Source organism: Halorubrum sp. CSM-61, assembly GCF_003781945.1.
Taxonomy (GTDB): Archaea; Halobacteriota; Halobacteria; order Halobacteriales; family Haloferacaceae; genus Halorubrum.
This window is the reverse complement of the sequence record NZ_RJJW01000007.1, coordinates 45,004-61,208: the sequence shown is the minus strand read 5'-3', so window position 1 is coordinate 61,208 and position 16,205 is coordinate 45,004. Positions and strand designations below refer to the sequence as shown.

Here is a 16,205-nt window from a genome sequence, read left to right as displayed (position 1 = left end):
CTCTCCCCAACAAGATGACACAAACAAGAACCTCTCAAAGAGATGTATTTCGGCACATTGCCGAAAAATCAACTGTCGATTGGCCAGTGTACGACTCAACACCTCTGTACGACCGCAGTTCTCTTGACGCCCTGCAAGCAGATATCAGAACTATTGCACGCCGGTGGTTCGAACATGAGGAACACCACTCAGTCGAGCAATTTGTCTGCCAGTATCCACTCAACTACGTCGATTTCGGAATCCACGACTGCTACGCTGGCTCGACGCGCTACGAGGTAGATACTCTCTTTCGAGTATTCATGTTGAAAGAACTCCACGGTTGGGCTCACGAAACAGCCCTCGTTGAGTACTTGGATCGACAGCCGGAGCTCTGCGAACAACTTAATTTGGAATCAATTCCAGATCAGTCAACACTATGGCGCAGTTGGCACAATCGGTTTACAGCCGAACTTCGTGAGACCGTCAGGATAGCAGCGCGGACGGTCCTCATCAGGGCCCAGACCGCGGATGTCGCGGTCCCACGTGAACCAGACCGAAAACCCCGGCTCCACGAGGACACGTTCAGGGAGTCAGAACTAGACGATCACACCATCCTGCGGGAAGCAGAGAAGATCACTGATCATGTCGGTCGTATTGTCTATCCCGTGTTCTCGCTAGAGCGTGGGGATGGCTGTGAGATCCACGAGAACGCATACTGGGACTTACAGACGTATCTCGGCCTTCGTGAGAATCTGGCTGCAAATGAGGGGGCACGGAGCTTCATTCACGAGTCGGAGCGGAACCGGACACCGATGGGTCACGGCCACCGTGACCACATTCGTGACCTCTCGATACCGGCGATTCGAGAGATGTACCGACAAGCGGTCGGTCGACTGCTGGATGAGGTCGCAGAGACTGAAGAGTTTTTTCGGGCGGGTATCGTCGCTATCGACATCACCGAAGCCGATCTCTTCACCGGCGACCGCACCGGCCACGAGGACGAAATCATCGGGACGAAAGAGAAGAGTGACGAGTACGCGTACCAGTGGGCGACGGTTCAGTTGGTCGGGAACGCCGTCCCGCTCGTCCTTGATGCCCGCCCGGTACGGAAAGGCGAGTCACGGCTGGAAATCGTCGAGGACTTGCTGAATTCGGCTGAAGAGTTCGTCCACGTCGATAATATCCTGATGGATCGAGAGTTCGACAGCCAGCATGTCCTGGAGATGATCAGCCAGCGCGGGCTCTCCTATGTTGTCCCGAAGCGGATGCAAACCAGCGAGAAGGCCCAGGCGAAGCGGTTACTCCAGCGGGACCAAGACCGGTATGAAACCGACCGCAAGCTCCATCTGGGCAAGAACGAGTGGCACGAGACGACGCTGATCTACCGCCGGAAAGAAGACTCCGAGCACGACGATCACCGGCAGTATTCGGTGTTCATGTCGAATTGCGGGAGTGGTCACCTCACCGAGTATGGCTACAGGTGGGAGATCGAGAGCGGCTACAAGTCGATCAAACGGTTCATGGCGGCGACGACGTCGAAGGATTTTGGGTTACGGTTCTTTTACTTCGCGTTCGCGTGTCTCCTGTACTCGATCTGGCGCGCCGTGGATCTACTCGTCCAGGTTGCGTTGACTGGTGAGTACGAGCACGCGCCGGCGGTGACGGCAGATAATACACTGACGCTGCTGAAGAAGGAAACCGGAATCGGATAGCGAGGATCTCTATCCGTGGTAGCGCAACGTCTGAGTGGCTACACTACCCGCGGTCTGGGAAACACTCCGAATGAGTTGACGATCCAACAATAACGCCCAGTCAAAAAGCGATCTGGATCCGTTTCTGCTCATCGATTCGGCTGAAGCCACGCATCACAGCCCCGCTAAACCGGGTGTAGTCTCAACTTCCCACAACCTCGGAGGATGGATTCGATGCGTGCCTTCTATTCACGTCAGTCTGGCAGAATTGAAAGGAGAGCTGGTATATTACCATCTGTTGTAATCCACAGATGCTGACAGTAACCAGCTGCTGAATACAGAGGATACAACTGTCACCGACCGGTTGCGCTCAGTTATATTCCCACGCAGCGTTCAAGTCCGTATGGTCACATGGCAGCAACGCTCGGTGACGTGGTGGTGGGATATGGGTGCCGGGGTCGTCACGGCGGCGGCGGCACTCGCCGCCTCCCTCCTTTATGTGCTCGTGGCGATGGTTGCCCCGTTACGGCTGTCGCCAGACGCGCAGTACTGGGTCGGACACGCGCCACAGTTCGCGTTTGTCGCGGGATTTGTGCTGGGCGCAATCGTCTGGCGACGGGTCATGTCTCGGGTATCTACTCCGGAACAGGGGGCCTTCGTGGGTAGCGCGATGGCCCTCGGAATCGTGGCACTCGTCCCAATACTGGCAGGAGTGTACGTACTACTGTTTCCACTCCTCCTCAGTATCGTTACCGGGCAGGGGTTACACTACGCAATACAGCTCTATCCGGAACCGCTGTGGACTGCTGTCGATGTTACTCGAACCGTCGCTACTGCGTGGAGTCCGCTGGTCGGTGCCCTGCTCGTTCCCCTCGGAGCGGTCACAGGGTGGGCCTCTCAGCGTCGCCGCCGGTTCAGTGGGCACTGACTGTGTTGACTCGTGAGCGGGCCGGTGTCCGCGGGCACGTTTGCCACTCACCTAACCGACTCGCGCGATATATTTAGTATGCCGCCGAAAACAAATCATCGTTTGAGGATTCCAACAGAGCCGCTTGCGATTATCAAGGTGACTCACAGGTGCGGTCGCCTCGATTGTCTTCGTGAACCCTCCCGTTTCGCCTCTGGACATGTCGCTGCCGACAGAGCTCGGATCGATATTGAATGGAGCGAATTGGAGACCGATTCATGCTGACTGATGGAGGGTAACTCCCATTGAGACGTACGCGGCGTCGCGAACAGCGAACTCAATCGGTCGTCATCGAATCCGGGAGTTGCTTAGGCGGCAGGAGCAAGCAGACGGCGTTTCCCCCGGAATTCCGCGATTCGAACAACACCTCTCCGCCGAGCGATTCGACGCACCACTTCATCACGAACAGGCCGATCCCGGAGCCATGGGACGTGCTCGTAGTGACGGTCGGCGAAAACAGCGCGGCGATCTCCTCGGGTGGGATCGGCGGATTCGTGTCTTCGATGCGGATCTCCGCGCGACCGGTGTTGGGCGACGGGCCGACCGTTATCTCGACTGCCGGCGCCTCGTCGTTGCTGTGGACAATCGCGTTCTCAACGGCGTGTGCGAGCGCGTACTCGAACGCATCGTTGACGTCTATCCACATCCGTTTCCGTTCGCTGACTCGGATGTCCGCGTCGGGGTGTTCGGCGCCTATCCGATTCGCGATGTCCCGCACGGCGCCCGCGGCGGAAACCCGGGCGACGCTCGTCTGCGAGTCGGTCACCGCGTGTTCGATTTGTTTCACGGACGTCGCAATGTTCCCGAGCTTCTCTCCTCTGGAAAGAATGGTTGAGACCACTTCTTTGGGCGGTTCGCTCTCAGAGCCGTTCATCACCTGCTCCGCACATCCGATGATAATCGCGGCCTCGTTCCGGAGGTTGTGCCGAAGGACCCGCCAGAACAGCTCCGCTCGATGGTGGGTGTCGTAGTGACGCGTAATGTCCCGTACCTCGACGTGGACACAGCGGTCCGCCGTCGGACGCTGTCGAGAAGTAAACACCTGAATCCAGATGAGTTCGCCGTCCGCTCGTTTGGCTCGCCACACGAACTGCTGCGGGCTTCCGTTGGCGGCCCTAGAGAGTCGATTGTGGAACTCAGACTCGGTGTGTGGGTACGTGTTTGCCGTGTATTCGGCCACGGAGAGCTCACGCAGTTGGTCCGAACTGTAACCGAGGATTTCCTCCATTCGCGCGTTTGCGTCGATAACAGCCCCGGAGGCGGCGTCATAGATCGCCACACCGGTGTGGAGCGTATCAAGTACCGGGGATAGCGTCCCGCATTCGGGCGAGGACATACACCTGGGGATTTCACCGAGGCACGGTTTTCGTTGCTATGAGTGATATATATCGCTCCGTACGAAATCAGCGGCCGAACGGGCGTTCTCTGATCAAGAGAGAGTCGAATTTGTATCAAGCCGACTATGACATGATCGCCCATCTCCGGAGTCCCGTCCGGGCCCACGCGATAGTCTGATTATCTCAATCTGAAAACTACAATCTAAATGTCGGAGTGGACTCGTCTTCGTTGAGCGAGAAGGGGCATGACGGACTGGTCACGACGAGTATATATCCCACCGGTCGGCTTCTGACGCGTCCGTTCGCCTATTATAAGGGTTCAAGCACAGGCTGCCGAATAACTCGAACGAGTAACAGATGACAACAGATACCAACCGGAGGTCGAAGAACGACGAGACGACCGGGCGGAAATCGGTGAGTCCCGCGTTTACCGGTCTGGTACATCAGGTTGACAGGCGGTCTTCGGGTCCCGATCGGGTCACGGTGTTCCCAGCTGAGGCGACCGATGACGAGCGGCTGTCGACGTGGGTGACGGTGGATGTCGACTCCGTCGTCAAGCCCGAATGCTTCCGATAACCCCCCGGATGTACCGCGACTGCGGCGGGCGAGACGGTCGCGAAGCCCGACGCTACCGGTCCCCGTCGAATCCGAAGCCCCGATCGACGCGGACTCGGATGTTTCGCCCGCCACCGATTCGGACGCCTCTACCGGTGACGGACGAATCCGAGGTGATCCGTCGGTGGGCATGAAACGACGGGAACTCCTCAGCAAAACGCTGGACCGAGTCGCGCTTGGGGTCGTCGCTTCCTCGGTCCTCGAACTGTCCGATCTGTGGTCTGTGGCGCTGTCTCTTTCTGCGAGCGAGCCGACGCGGCCGACACCCATCGACGGGAAAGATTCGGTCGCTCGGGAACGGACCGCGGACGGCTACGCCATGACGTACGAGTGGACGGACCGGTCCGGGCGTGAGTGGCGCCTGGAGTTTCCGATCGAACGGTCCGCGTACAGAGAAGCGGCCGACGAGACGCACGGATATCTGAGTGGCTTCGAAGCGGCGAAGGCGAGCGCTCATGCCAAGCGACTCACGGAGACGCTCGTCAACGCGAGCGCGATGGGCGAGAGTGCTCGACGGTCGCTCCCTGAGTCGGTCCTTCTCGACGGAGCGATCGGACTTGTACACTCGCTCGAATACGCGACGGATGCGGAATCGATGGGAGCGCCGGACTATATCCGAACCGTCGAGGAGACGCTTGTCGATGGCTGCGGTGACTGCGAGGACCTCACGTATCTGCTTGTCGGGATGCTTTCGCAGCCGGCGATCGGCTACCGGACCGCGATGGTGATCCTTCCCGGTCACATGCTGGTCGGCGTTCACAGGGACGACCTCCCGGCGGTGTACGCGGACGCGCCCACCCTCCCGGGAGGGACGTACGTCGCAATAGAGTGCACCACGTCTCGCCCGATTGGTGAGTTCAAAGACGAGCCCGTGCTAGCGGTGTACGGCGACGGCGTCGAATACATCGACCAGTCGGCGATCACCGACACGGGTGAGGAGTTCCTCCGAGACCCGACGCAGTTTCAGACGATTGCTGACGCGTCGGCGAAGCGCCCCCACTGACCGGAGCAACCGTGGTCAACAACTCCACCTTACTTCGCTCAGTCTACCGACTTCGCTCGGTGGGGGAGGTTGTTATCCGTGAGCTTAGCCTCGATACGGACGGTTTTAAATATTATATATTAGTATATACAACTATTGATCGGGCTTCTTGTAGTTAGCGTAGCATCTGTAAGTCATGGAATCGGCTATGGTCCTTAGCTGTCCAGTTTGTAACGCCGTTCGCGCACTCGAAGGGCGACGAAGCGAGTATTCGAAACAGGATCTGTACGCTCGCGTGAAGCCCCATCTAGGTAGGCACGATCTCAACGAGCCCAAAATGGCGATTCGAAAGTACGGGATCATTTCTAACGCTACTGAAATTGTCATCCCCTCAGAGACTACTCAGCGACTTCCGATCGGAGAGTGGATGGAACGCGACGACACATGGCTTCCCGATGGTGCCCTGTCCGGTGGCGAAGGGTCTCTGTCAGCACCCGAACCGTCAGTCGAGATCTCATCCCGCTAGTCCGATGTCGAAAGATAACCGACCCCAGTCAGGTGAACCCGAAAAATGAGTGCTACTCTCTCATTTGTAAGGTGTCGTTTCCGCTGACTCAAAAATGATAGGAATATTTCAGTTTGACAGATACAGGAGCCGCGTCGCGGTATCCACGTTCTCCTTGCGGGTGATTCTGTGACCGACAGAGACCTCACAGACCCAGAGTACTACCTCAACAGAGAACTCTCCGAACTGGCGTTTCAGGAGCGAGTTCTTCGAGAGGGAATGGACGATCGGAATCTGCCGCTCGAACGGCTCCGATTTCTCGCGTTCTTCACAAAAAACACGGACGAGTTCTTCATGAAGCGCGTCGGCGGACTCAAACAGCAGATCGACGCCGGCGTGACGAAGACGACGCCCGATGGACGGACACCGAAAGAGCAGTGGGTCGAAGTACTCGACACCGCACGCCCGCTCTTTGCGCAGCAGTCGGAATACTGGCAGTCTGTTCTCAAACCGACGCTCGCCGACGAAGGGATCGAGATCTGTACCCCTGACGAGTTACCCGAAGGAGATCAAGAACAGCTGCGGACGCACTTCGAGGAGTCTATTCTGCCGACACTGACGCCGCTCGCATTCGATCCCGCTCACCCGTTCCCGTTCATCTCTAACCTCTCGCTTTCGCTCGCTGTGCTCTCGTCGAACGGGGGTGAAGAGCCGACATTCACCCGGATCAAGATTCCGCCGAATCAACCCCGCCTCATCAGCGTTTCTGGCGAGGCTGACAGGTACGTTCTCATCGAAGACCTCATCGAACGTAACCTCGACCTGTTGCTCCCCGATCTCGACATCCGTGACGTATCGAAATTCAAGGTGACGCGAAACGCCGAGGTGCGGCGGAACGAAGAGGTCGCCGAAGACCTCGTCGATATGGTTGAGGAGGTCATCGAACAGCGACGCTTCGCGACGGTAGTCCGGCTAGAGGTTGACGCTGATATGCCCGACGAGTCGCTGGCGATTCTCAAAGATCAGCTCGGGGTCGACGACCGAGAAGTGTTCCACCGTGAGGGACCGATCGACTTCGAGGACTTCTTCGAGCTCATCGATCTCGATCGCCCCGATCTCAAGCCGCCGGCGTGGTCACCAAAGCCTCATCCCCGATTAGGCTCACTGGCGAGTGATACTAGAGACGAGACGAAGAGTATCTTTGACGAAATTAAACACGGGGACATTCTCGCGCACCACCCGTATCACTCGTTCGAGGGGACGGTTCAGCGATTCCTCAACGCGGCCGCGACCGATCCCGACGTGCTCGCGGTGAAGGCGGCGATCTATCGAACCGCGAGCGACTCGAAGGTAATTCAGAGCCTTATAAATGCCGCCGACAACGGCAAGCAGGTCGCGGTGATGGTCGAACTGAAGGCTCGGTTCGACGAGAAAAACAACCTCGAATGGGTTCGGCAACTCGAAGAAGAGGGCATCCACGTCGCGTACGGGACTGTAGGGCTGAAGACGCACACGAAGACGGCGCTCGTCGTGCGCCGAGAGGACGATGGCGTTCAGCTCTACTCGCACATCGGCACCGGAAACTACCATTCAGGAACCGCGAAAGGGTATTCCGACCTAGGGTTGTTGACCGCTGATCGAGACATTGGGTTCGATCTCACGAAGGTGTTCAACTTCTTTACCGGACCGACGCTTGACGACCGCTTCCGGAAGCTCTTGATTGCACCCGTAACGATGCGTGAGCGGTTCACGGAGATGGTCAGACGAGAGGCCGAGCACGCTCGTGATGGTCAGCGGGCACGGATTGTGGTCAAAATAAACGGGCTTGAAGACCCGTCGATGGTCGAGGAACTCTATCGTGCTTCGATGGCTGGCGTCGAAATCGATTTGATCGTCCGAGATATCTGCCGGCTTCGTCCCGGTATTGAAGGACTAAGCGAGAATATCACCGTCCACTCGATTGTCGGCCGATTCCTCGAACACGCTCGGATATTTTACTTCGAGAACGGAGGCAGTCCCGAGTGGTACATCGGCTCCGCTGATTGGATGACCCGGAATCTCGATTATCGAGTAGAAGCGGTCACGCCGGTCGAAGACACGCAACTGCGCGAACAGCTCCGGTTCATACTGGAGGCGTCACTAACAGATAACCGCCGTCGATGGGTGATGCAGAGCGACGGAAGCTACGAAGCGGTCTCTTCCGACGACGACCCGGTTCGAGACATCCAAGAGATACTGATGACAGCGACGGAAGCAGCACTTGACCACGGCTACGGTCCTGGAATGATCGTCGATACGGATCTGATCGAGGAAGCGCTTCTCATTGAGGATTTCACAGAGAGCGAGACGGACGCTCGATCCGAGGTGTCGGACGAAGCCGATCTCGATGCCGATGAAAAACAGACCCACTCGGATGGGGGAGTGTCCGTGTTCGACGTGTACTCAGAATACTGGTACCGTCCTGATAGCGAGACGTACGACTGGGCTGTTCGGACAGCAGAGGGCGACCGACGATACTTCAAAACGCGCGACGGAGCACGGAACCGTCTTCAGACTGAGTACAAGTGACTACGTTCATGAGGAATTCACTATTTGAGAGTCAGATACTCTCCGATCGACCCTCGATCAATGAAGATCTCAGTATTGTCACCGGTGTACTGGTTCTTTGTGCGGCAACCGTAGTAGCGTACGTTGTCCTTCGAATCGGCTACGCTGGTGACGGAATCAGCGCCGAGACTTACAACTTCGCTTCGAATGTCGTTCTGTCCAGTAGCGTCCTCGGTGGGGCCGTGATCGCTGGAGTGCTCGGTTACGAGCGTGTGAGCATCTTGATCAGCGCTCTGTTGGGACTGGCTCCAGTTGTGGGAATCTGTCTCGGCTCATTGGTGACTGTTGCTCTCGGTATCGGGTATTACGACTCGGGACCGGCTACTCTTTTCATCGGCCTTCTTCTGTTCTGTTCCGTGGCGAACGGAATCGCATGGACACTAGGCCGAGTGTTTCGCTAATCGCCCACCATCGTTCCACTTCGGATAGTGGCTAAGAGGGTCACAAAAGAACTAGTTTGGAAAATATCTCTCTTCTACCAAGGGCCGAATAAATAGAGCCACTCAGGCCGGATCGACAATTTTCGAGTTGGCGCGTTCTTGATGAGTCTTCGCCTCTACGGTGAGGAATTCGTCGTTCCGGTAGTCGTACGCGGTAAGCGTTCCGCCGTAGACGCAGCCGGTATCAAGGCCGACAGCATGTTCTCGCTCCACCGGGTGGTCATGAACAGTGTGGCCGAAGAAGACGCGATAGGGCCCCTCGTAATCATCATACCAAAATGGTCCGTCGTACCCATCACCATGCGGGGAACGCATCGTCAGCAGCTCTTCGACGGTGTGGTCAGCCAGCGACCGTTGAGGATCGATGCCACCGTGGACGACGAGCACGTCGTCGAACGAGATGGCAACCGGAAGTGATTCGAAATACTCGCGGTCACTCTCGCGGAGCCAGTCCGGGTTCTTGTCGCCGCGCACGATCTTCTGCTCGTTGTTTCCACGGACGCTGATGAGACGCGAATCCTCACGAACGAGATCGATAACACCAGGACTGTCCGGCCCTTTTCTGACGAGGTCACCGACAAAGACGACAAGATCATCGCCCGCTAATTCGAGGTCGGTGAGGAGCCGTTCGAGAATCTTTCGGCTCCCGTGGATATCTCCGACGATGTAGATCTTCCCGTAGCTGTCGATTTTGAACCGTTCATGTTGTGCTTCAACGCCGTTACCGAACTGTGGTTTCGTGTTCATATGGGTAGGTCCAGAGCCAAAACAGTTCGTCTGAGGATCGGACTCAAATGAAGATATTATGCTCCCGAATTAATCAGTTTGTATTAGTAGACTATACTGCTATGTAGTTCTCGATGGCGAAGTGTCCGGGTTGACTGACCCTTTCTCGAATGTTCTATTGCGTTTATTCTGCGGTTCTAACATCGAGGTAGGAGCTTGAGGTCGCCTACCGCGACGGATCGTCTACCGAGACTGCCATCCGTGATCCGCCGCCGCGGCCGCACTCTCGCTCGAAGCATATGACTCAGAGTGATAGAACGCGTTACCGGACTCCGGATCGAACAGGTGTAGTCGAGCTGGGTCGTACGCGATCGAAACCGTGTCGTCGGGGTGAATCTCGGACCGCGCCTTTGCCTGGATCTTACAAGGCGTCTCCCCGATCGAGCAGTGTAACAGCAGGCTGTCGCCGAGCGGCTCGGTCACGTTCACGGTCGCGTCGAGCGTCTCGTCGCCCGCGTCGGGCCGTTCGCTCGCCAAGTACAAGTCCTCCGGACGGACGCCGAGCACGGCCCGCTGTCCGTCGTGAATCGATGCATCATCTCCTTTCTTCGTGCCGTTCCGAACGCCTCCGTCGGCGTTCGGGAGCGGGATCGTAAACGCTTCGTGGACGGCGGTCCCATTCTCGATATCGACGGGAAGCATGTTCATCGCCGGGTCGCCAATGAACTCCGCGACGAACCGGTTTGCTGGGAAGTCGTACAGCGTCTGAGGCTCGTCGACCTGCATGATCTGCCCGTCGTTCATCACGACGACGCGCTCACCGAGCGTCATCGCCTCCGTCTGATCGTGGGTCACGTACACGGTTGTTGTCCCGAGCGAGGTGTGTAGCTGTGCAAGCTCCGCGCGCATCTGGATGCGGAGCTTCGCGTCGAGGTTTGAGAGCGGTTCGTCCATCAGGAACGCGTCGGGATCACGCACGATGGCTCGTCCGAGGGCGATTCGCTGGCGCTCCCCACCAGACATCGCCTGCGGCTTCCGGTCGAGCAGGTCGGCGATATCGAGCGTCTCCGCGGCCTCCTCGACGCGCCGGTCGATCTCCTCGTCAGTAAAGTCGCCGCTCGATTTCATGCCGAAGGTGATGTTTCGCCGCCCGGTCATGTGCGGGTACAGCGCGTAGTTCTGGAACACCATCGCGACGTTTCGGTCCTTCGGTTCGACGGCGGTGACGTCTCGACCGTCCATGACGATCTCGCCGTCGGTCGCGTCTTCGAGGCCGGCGAGCAGCCGGAGCGTCGTGCTCTTGCCGCAGCCGCTCGGGCCAACGATGACGAGGAACTCCCCGTCGATAATCTCGAGGTCGATCCCGTTAACTGCGACGACGTCGTCGAACTCCTTCCGTAGGTTGTGTAGTGTTACGGTTGTCATTGTCACTTCTGTTGGATACTGAACGTCTCTAACAGCGGCTTTCGGAACACGATCATCAGGAGCAGCGGGGGTAAAAGCGTCAGTGTGGACCCGGCCATCACGAGCGACCACGAGAGCTGTCCGCCCTGCACGTCGCCCTGTAACAGCTGGAGGCCGACCTGCGCGACCTGGTTCGCCTCGGAGTCGATGATGATCAGCGGCCAGAGGTACTGGTTCCACGCGTAGACGAACATGATGATCGAGACGCCGACGAGGACCCCCTTCGACATCGGTAGCAGCACGAACAGCATGAACTTCAGCGGGCCGACGCCGTCCAGTTTCGCCGTCTCGACGATGGACGTCGGGATCGACAGGAAGTGCTGGCGGAGGATGAACACCGTCGTCGCGCTCGCGAGGTACGGGACCGTGATTGCAAGGATCGTGTTGCTCCACCCGAGGTCGTTCATCAGCTGGAACAGCGGGATGAACCGGACGGGAACCGGCAGAAGCAGTGTGAACAGAATAAACAGGAACACGAGGTCCTTGTACGGGACCCGGTAGTAGACGATCGCCATCGCTGCGAACACCGAGATGATGAGCTTCCCGACGACGATCACGACCGACATCGCCAACGAGTTCCACATGAAGCGGCCGAACTGATAGTCCACGAGCACTTCGCGGTAGTTCTCGACGGCGTTACCCCCGGGGAAGAGGTCGACGACGCTGGTGACGACCCCGGACTGTTTCGTGCTGACGGCCAGCGCGACGGCGATCGGGAACACCACCACCACGACGAGGAGCAGGAGCTGGAAGTGGGTCCCGAGATCGTCTTCGTGGATCCGCTGCGTCTCGTAGTTGCCTCTCAGCGCGTCGACCCGCCGTTTCGCGTACTGGAGTACTCCGACCATCTTAGCCACCGTAATACGAATATCTGTCCGTAATCTGGAACTGGACGAACATCAGCACGCCGACGATGACGAACAACACGACCGACTTCGCGGAGGCGACGCCGAAGTTGAAAAAGGAAAATCCTTCCTGGTACAGGTTGAATATCAGGATGTTCGTCGCGTTCGACGGCCCGCCGCTCGTGAGGAGGTCGACGAACGCGAACGTGCCGAAGAAGGCGTAGATCGTGTTGATGATGACGAGGAAGAATATCGTCGGCGTCATGATCGGGATGTACACAGATACGAGCCGGCGCAGCCCGCCGACTCCGTCTAGTTCGGCGGTCTCCGTGAGCGTGTCCGGCACGTTGTTCATCGCGGCGATCATGAAGATCACGTTGTAGCCGATCTGTTTCCAGATGGCCGCCAACGCCACGACGACGAACGCCTGCGACCCGTTGTTGAACCAGTCGACCTCGACGCCGAGCGACTCGATGGGCCCCGTCAGCACGCCGAGCGTCGGGTGAGTGATAAAGAGGAACACGAGCGCGCCGACCGCCGGCGGAAGCGCGTATGGCCAGATCACGGAAATCAGGTAGAGCCCCTGACCCGTGTCGACCTCGTGGATGAGGAAGGTCAGATACAGCGACACGACGACGACGCCGACGACGACGACGGCCGCGAAGACGACCGAGATGAAAATGCTCCGGTGGTACCCCGAACTGGTCAACAGCCCGACGTAGTTCTCGAGCCCGACGAACACCTCGGCCCGTCCGAAGCTCGAGTCGAAGAAGCTGGTCCGAAACGCCAGCGCCGTCGGGTAATAGAGGAACACCACCGTGACGAGGAGCGTCGGCAGCAACAGCAACCCCGACTCGATCCGACTGTCGAATATTTCGCGTGTGGACATTCGTGTGAGATAACGTTGTGTGGGTTAGATGGGCGTGGGTTCGAATCGTTTGGATCTGGCGTGCGTCGGTCGGCCTCGTCAGTTGTAGTAGCCGTCAAGCACGTCTTCGACCTCCGTTTTGAGCGCTTCAATCTCGGCGTCCATGTCGTCGGCGTTCAGGATGTCGACGGACTTGTCCTGGATCACCGTCTGAACGTTCCGCGCCGGCCCGAGGAGCGCGCGCTTCGTTGCCGGGTTGCTCGCATCCCCGCTCTGGAGTTGATCGAGGGCGACGCCGTACATGGGGTTCTCTTCGAACCAGCCCTCCTCGCGAAGCGAGTCGACCGACGGCTGCGTGATCGGGTAGTACCCCGACCCCTTGTGCCACTGCGTCTGGACCTCCGGTTCGGACATGTACTGCAAGAGCTGGCCGATGTCCTCGTACCGCGACTCGGGGAGCCCGTCAGGTACGTAAAACGAGGCGCCACCGATCACGGGACCGACGCGCGTGTCGCTGATGCCCGGATACGGGGCGGCGCCGACCTCGAAACCGTCCGAGTTGGCGATGAGTCCGGCGACCGACGCGGTACTCGTCAGCAGCATCGCCGACTCCTGTTCGGTGAAGAGCGACGTGGCCTCGCCCCACGCCTCAATCCCCGGATTCGTGTAGAGGTCGTCTTCGGCCATCCCCCTCCACCACTCGAACATGTCGTAGGCCGCGTCCGGCGTTCGGAACTCGGACGGCTCGCCGGCGTGGCCGTTCTCGGCGTCCGTCATCAGCTCGCCCTCGAACCCGTACCACGTCTCGACGAACCACACGTGGTTCGGCCAAGTGATCCCGAACTGCGTCACGTCTTGGTCGACGAGTTGCTCCGATGCGCTCCTGACCTCGGCCAGCGTCTGTGGCGGGTCGTCAGGGTCGAGCCCGGCCTCCTCGAAAGCATCCCGGTTGATGTACATGATCGCGTTGGAGTTGTTGAACGGGAGCGAGGCGAGCTCGCCGTCAACGGTGAAGAACTCCGCGACGTTGTCGAGGAAGACGCCCGAATCGAAGTCGTCGGGGAGGATCTCCTCGACGGGGCGGACTTGGTCCGTGTCGAGCACCTGCTGTGCGAACAGGCTGTCAACTTGGAGCATGTCCGAGACGTTCCCGGAGTCGAACGCGGACAGGGTGTTCGTCAGGACGTTCTCGTAGCTGTCCTGGAACTCCATGTTAACCGGTTTCCCCGTCTCGTCTTCGAAGTCAGACCCGATCTGGTCAAGCGTCTCCCCGTTCGTCCCGCCCATAGCGTGCCATACGGTGAGTTCCTCGGCGATCGGAGAGAACTCCGCTCCGCCGCCACCGCTACTGCCTCCGAGACAACCGGTGAGGCCGGTCGCCGCGGCGAGCGCGGCGCCAGTGGTCGTGAGGGTGTTCCGCCGTGAGATACCATTTGAACTCCCGCGAGTTGGAGCCATACGCATCAATCATTCCAAACGAAGTGTATAACTTTTGATAATAGTTCTCCCGAGGGGCACGGTTCAGGCCATCTTAGCATATATTAGTCAATAGAGATACATACCGGCGCGTATCGCTCCAGAACCTAGCCGGCGGTTCGACGGCCGACGCTCACTCCGACAGCAGCGTCGAGTAGTCGGCGATGAGCCCGTCGACGCCGGCCTCGACGAGGCGTTCCGCCTGATACCACGTCTCGACCGTCCAAACGTTGACCGCGCGGCCGTCCGTCCGAGCAGCTTCGACGATGTCGGTGCCGCCGAACCGCGCGTCGTCAAAGAAGGGAGTCCGTCGGATCATCTCTGCGGGGGGGTGAACCGCTGCGGCGTCGTGCCGCTCGGCGATGGCGATCCCGTCCTCAACCGAGTCCCACAGAATCGGCGCGACCGGGTACGTCGACCGCTCGGCTGCGACCGCGACCGCCGCCTCGTAGAACGACGAGAGGAGGACCTCGTGATCAGTCGCGTCCAACGCCGCGAGAACGCGGTCGACGAAGGGACCCCAGATTGATTTCCGCGCTTCGAGATCTCCCTCGGAGAGCTTCTCCCCGAACCGGAGCGACCCGTTGCCCGGGTTCTTCAACTCAACGTTGACGCCGACATCCGTCGGGATCGCGGCGAGCATCTCATTGAGCCGGGGCACAGTCTCTCCGCTTCCGAGCACCGCTGCGCTCGTGACCGTCTCCGTATCCGTCTCCCACACGACGCCGTCGACATCCGTGACCCCCGGCTCGTCCCCGTCGCGACCCGCGAGCTCGTCGTCGTGGAACACCACGACATCGCCCTCGCCGGTGGCGACGACGTCGAACTCGACGAAATCGGCGCGGCCGCCGGGGCCGTCCTCACGCGTTGCCGCCTGCGCGGCCGCAAGCGTGTTCTCGGGGTTCTCCCCCGCGAACCCCCGATGCGCGACGAGCGTCGGGTCGTCCGTTGGCGAGGGAGGCGAATCGTCAGTTGCCGTATGGGCGCCCCCGTCGGTCAGTCGACGCGATCCGCGTGAGACGGCGAGTCCGCTGAGCCCTGCCACGCCTGCGGTCCCCACCAACACGGCTCGGCGGCGGTGAGAGCCGGCGTCGGCCCAAGCATCCCTGTTGGCGCTCGTCTCGTCAGTACCGTCGGCGATGCCCCTCTCAATCTTCTCGAAGCGGGACCGAGACGGGTCCCCACACGCGGGACGCGCGAACCGACCCAAGCGAGCCATGAGATCATCACGAAATCATAATAATTAACGGCTGCTATGAGCGGTATTGAGCGATACGTAGCCGGTGAGCGAGCGTCTTGTCGGACCTCAGTTGGTGACCAGCTCTGGCATCGCCCAGAAGGGGTTACACTTCCGTTTGGTGTCGAGGTACACGCTGAGCGCGAGGCGCTCGGCGGTCGTGATATCCTCTTTCGACTCCTGTTCGGAGATCTCACGGGCCTCTCAGGCACCTCGGCATCGAGGGTATCGCCCGCCTCGGTGCCGGATCCGGCGTTCGGGCGTTGAGGAAGATGCTCACGCGCTCGCTGACGCGGAAAGACTCGCCATCGAGACTGACGTTGGGCTTGTAGGGGATCCTAGTCTTAACCAACGAATCTCGACGGTAGTCGCAGGCTGTTGGTTAATCGATGCCAAGCACTGGCCTTACTCGAGATTGGGGCCGTAGCGAGCCGAGCCACACACCCGGTACTCCCAGATCGGTTGG

11 protein-coding genes are annotated in these 16,205 nt (G+C 59.2%); 4 read left to right on the top strand and 7 right to left on the bottom strand.

The window, feature by feature from the left end; translation table 11 throughout:
• Nucleotides 1-14 precede the first annotated feature (14 nt).
• Both EDM04_RS18825 and EDM04_RS13100 read left to right on the top strand, forming a co-directional pair.
• A complete protein-coding gene (locus EDM04_RS18825; RefSeq protein ID WP_123622825.1) occupies nucleotides 15-1,691 on the top strand; it encodes a transposase in 1,677 nt (558 codons plus the stop codon).
• Between the two features lie 382 nt (nucleotides 1,692-2,073).
• Complete coding sequence (locus tag EDM04_RS13100) at nucleotides 2,074-2,598, top strand: hypothetical protein (protein ID WP_123622823.1); 525 nt, start codon at nucleotides 2,074-2,076, stop codon at nucleotides 2,596-2,598.
• 316 nt (nucleotides 2,599-2,914) lie between these two features.
• Here the strand turns inward: EDM04_RS13100 and EDM04_RS13095 are convergent, their stop codons facing one another.
• Complete coding sequence (locus EDM04_RS13095; RefSeq protein ID WP_123622821.1) at nucleotides 2,915-3,973, bottom strand: PAS domain-containing sensor histidine kinase; 1,059 nt, start codon at nucleotides 3,971-3,973, stop codon at nucleotides 2,915-2,917.
• A gap of 935 nt (nucleotides 3,974-4,908) precedes the next feature.
• Between EDM04_RS13095 and EDM04_RS13085 the strand changes: the two genes are divergently transcribed.
• Both EDM04_RS13085 and ppk1 read left to right on the top strand, forming a co-directional pair.
• The gene (locus EDM04_RS13085; protein ID WP_241154916.1) at nucleotides 4,909-5,592 is read left to right on the top strand and encodes a hypothetical protein; all 684 of its coding nucleotides are present in this window, start codon (nucleotides 4,909-4,911) and stop codon (nucleotides 5,590-5,592) included.
• A 673-nt stretch (nucleotides 5,593-6,265) separates the two neighbouring features.
• The gene (gene ppk1 / locus EDM04_RS13075) at nucleotides 6,266-8,644 is read left to right on the top strand and encodes a polyphosphate kinase 1 (RefSeq protein ID WP_123622817.1); all 2,379 of its coding nucleotides are present in this window, start codon (nucleotides 6,266-6,268) and stop codon (nucleotides 8,642-8,644) included.
• Between the two features lie 542 nt (nucleotides 8,645-9,186).
• On the opposite strand, the gene EDM04_RS13070 is transcribed toward ppk1, so the two are convergent.
• The 6 genes from EDM04_RS13070 to EDM04_RS13045 form a co-directional block, all read right to left on the bottom strand.
• Entirely contained in the window at nucleotides 9,187-9,870 is a 684-nt protein-coding gene (locus EDM04_RS13070) for a metallophosphoesterase family protein (protein ID WP_123622815.1), read from the bottom strand.
• Nucleotides 9,871-10,092: 222 nt separating this feature from the next.
• Entirely contained in the window at nucleotides 10,093-11,274 is a 1,182-nt protein-coding gene (locus EDM04_RS13065) for an ABC transporter ATP-binding protein (protein ID WP_123622813.1), read from the bottom strand.
• A gap of 2 nt (nucleotides 11,275-11,276) precedes the next feature.
• A complete protein-coding gene (locus EDM04_RS13060) occupies nucleotides 11,277-12,161 on the bottom strand; it encodes a carbohydrate ABC transporter permease (RefSeq protein ID WP_123622811.1) in 885 nt (294 codons plus the stop codon).
• A gap of 1 nt (nucleotide 12,162) precedes the next feature.
• Entirely contained in the window at nucleotides 12,163-13,047 is an 885-nt protein-coding gene (locus EDM04_RS13055) for a carbohydrate ABC transporter permease (RefSeq protein ID WP_123622809.1), read from the bottom strand.
• Between the two features lie 78 nt (nucleotides 13,048-13,125).
• Nucleotides 13,126-14,313: an ABC transporter substrate-binding protein gene (locus tag EDM04_RS13050; RefSeq protein WP_123623083.1), complete on the bottom strand. Its 1,188-nt coding sequence runs from the start codon at nucleotides 14,311-14,313 to the stop codon at nucleotides 13,126-13,128.
• A 322-nt stretch (nucleotides 14,314-14,635) separates the two neighbouring features.
• On the bottom strand, nucleotides 14,636-15,547 hold the full coding sequence (locus EDM04_RS13045; RefSeq protein ID WP_241154914.1) for a glycerophosphodiester phosphodiesterase: 912 nt from the start codon (nucleotides 15,545-15,547) through the stop codon (nucleotides 14,636-14,638).
• Nucleotides 15,548-16,205 lie beyond the last annotated feature (658 nt).

Bases quoted from the DNA above. Each gene is read 5' to 3' on its own strand.
- EDM04_RS18825 (WP_123622825.1), top strand. From the start codon at position 15: ATGACACAAACAAGAACCTCTCAAAGAGATGTATTTCGGCACATTGCC.
- EDM04_RS13100 (WP_123622823.1), top strand. From the start codon at position 2,074: ATGGTCACATGGCAGCAACGCTCGGTGACGTGGTGGTGGGATATGGGT.
- EDM04_RS13095 (WP_123622821.1), bottom strand. From the start codon at position 3,973: ATGTCCTCGCCCGAATGCGGGACGCTATCCCCGGTACTTGATACGCTC.
- EDM04_RS13085 (WP_241154916.1), top strand. From the start codon at position 4,909: ATGACGTACGAGTGGACGGACCGGTCCGGGCGTGAGTGGCGCCTGGAG.
- EDM04_RS13070 (WP_123622815.1), bottom strand. From the start codon at position 9,870: ATGAACACGAAACCACAGTTCGGTAACGGCGTTGAAGCACAACATGAA.
- EDM04_RS13065 (WP_123622813.1), bottom strand. From the start codon at position 11,274: ATGACAACCGTAACACTACACAACCTACGGAAGGAGTTCGACGACGTC.
- EDM04_RS13060 (WP_123622811.1), bottom strand. From the start codon at position 12,161: ATGGTCGGAGTACTCCAGTACGCGAAACGGCGGGTCGACGCGCTGAGA.
- EDM04_RS13055 (WP_123622809.1), bottom strand. From the start codon at position 13,047: ATGTCCACACGCGAAATATTCGACAGTCGGATCGAGTCGGGGTTGCTG.
- EDM04_RS13050 (WP_123623083.1), bottom strand. From the start codon at position 14,313: ATGGGCGGGACGAACGGGGAGACGCTTGACCAGATCGGGTCTGACTTC.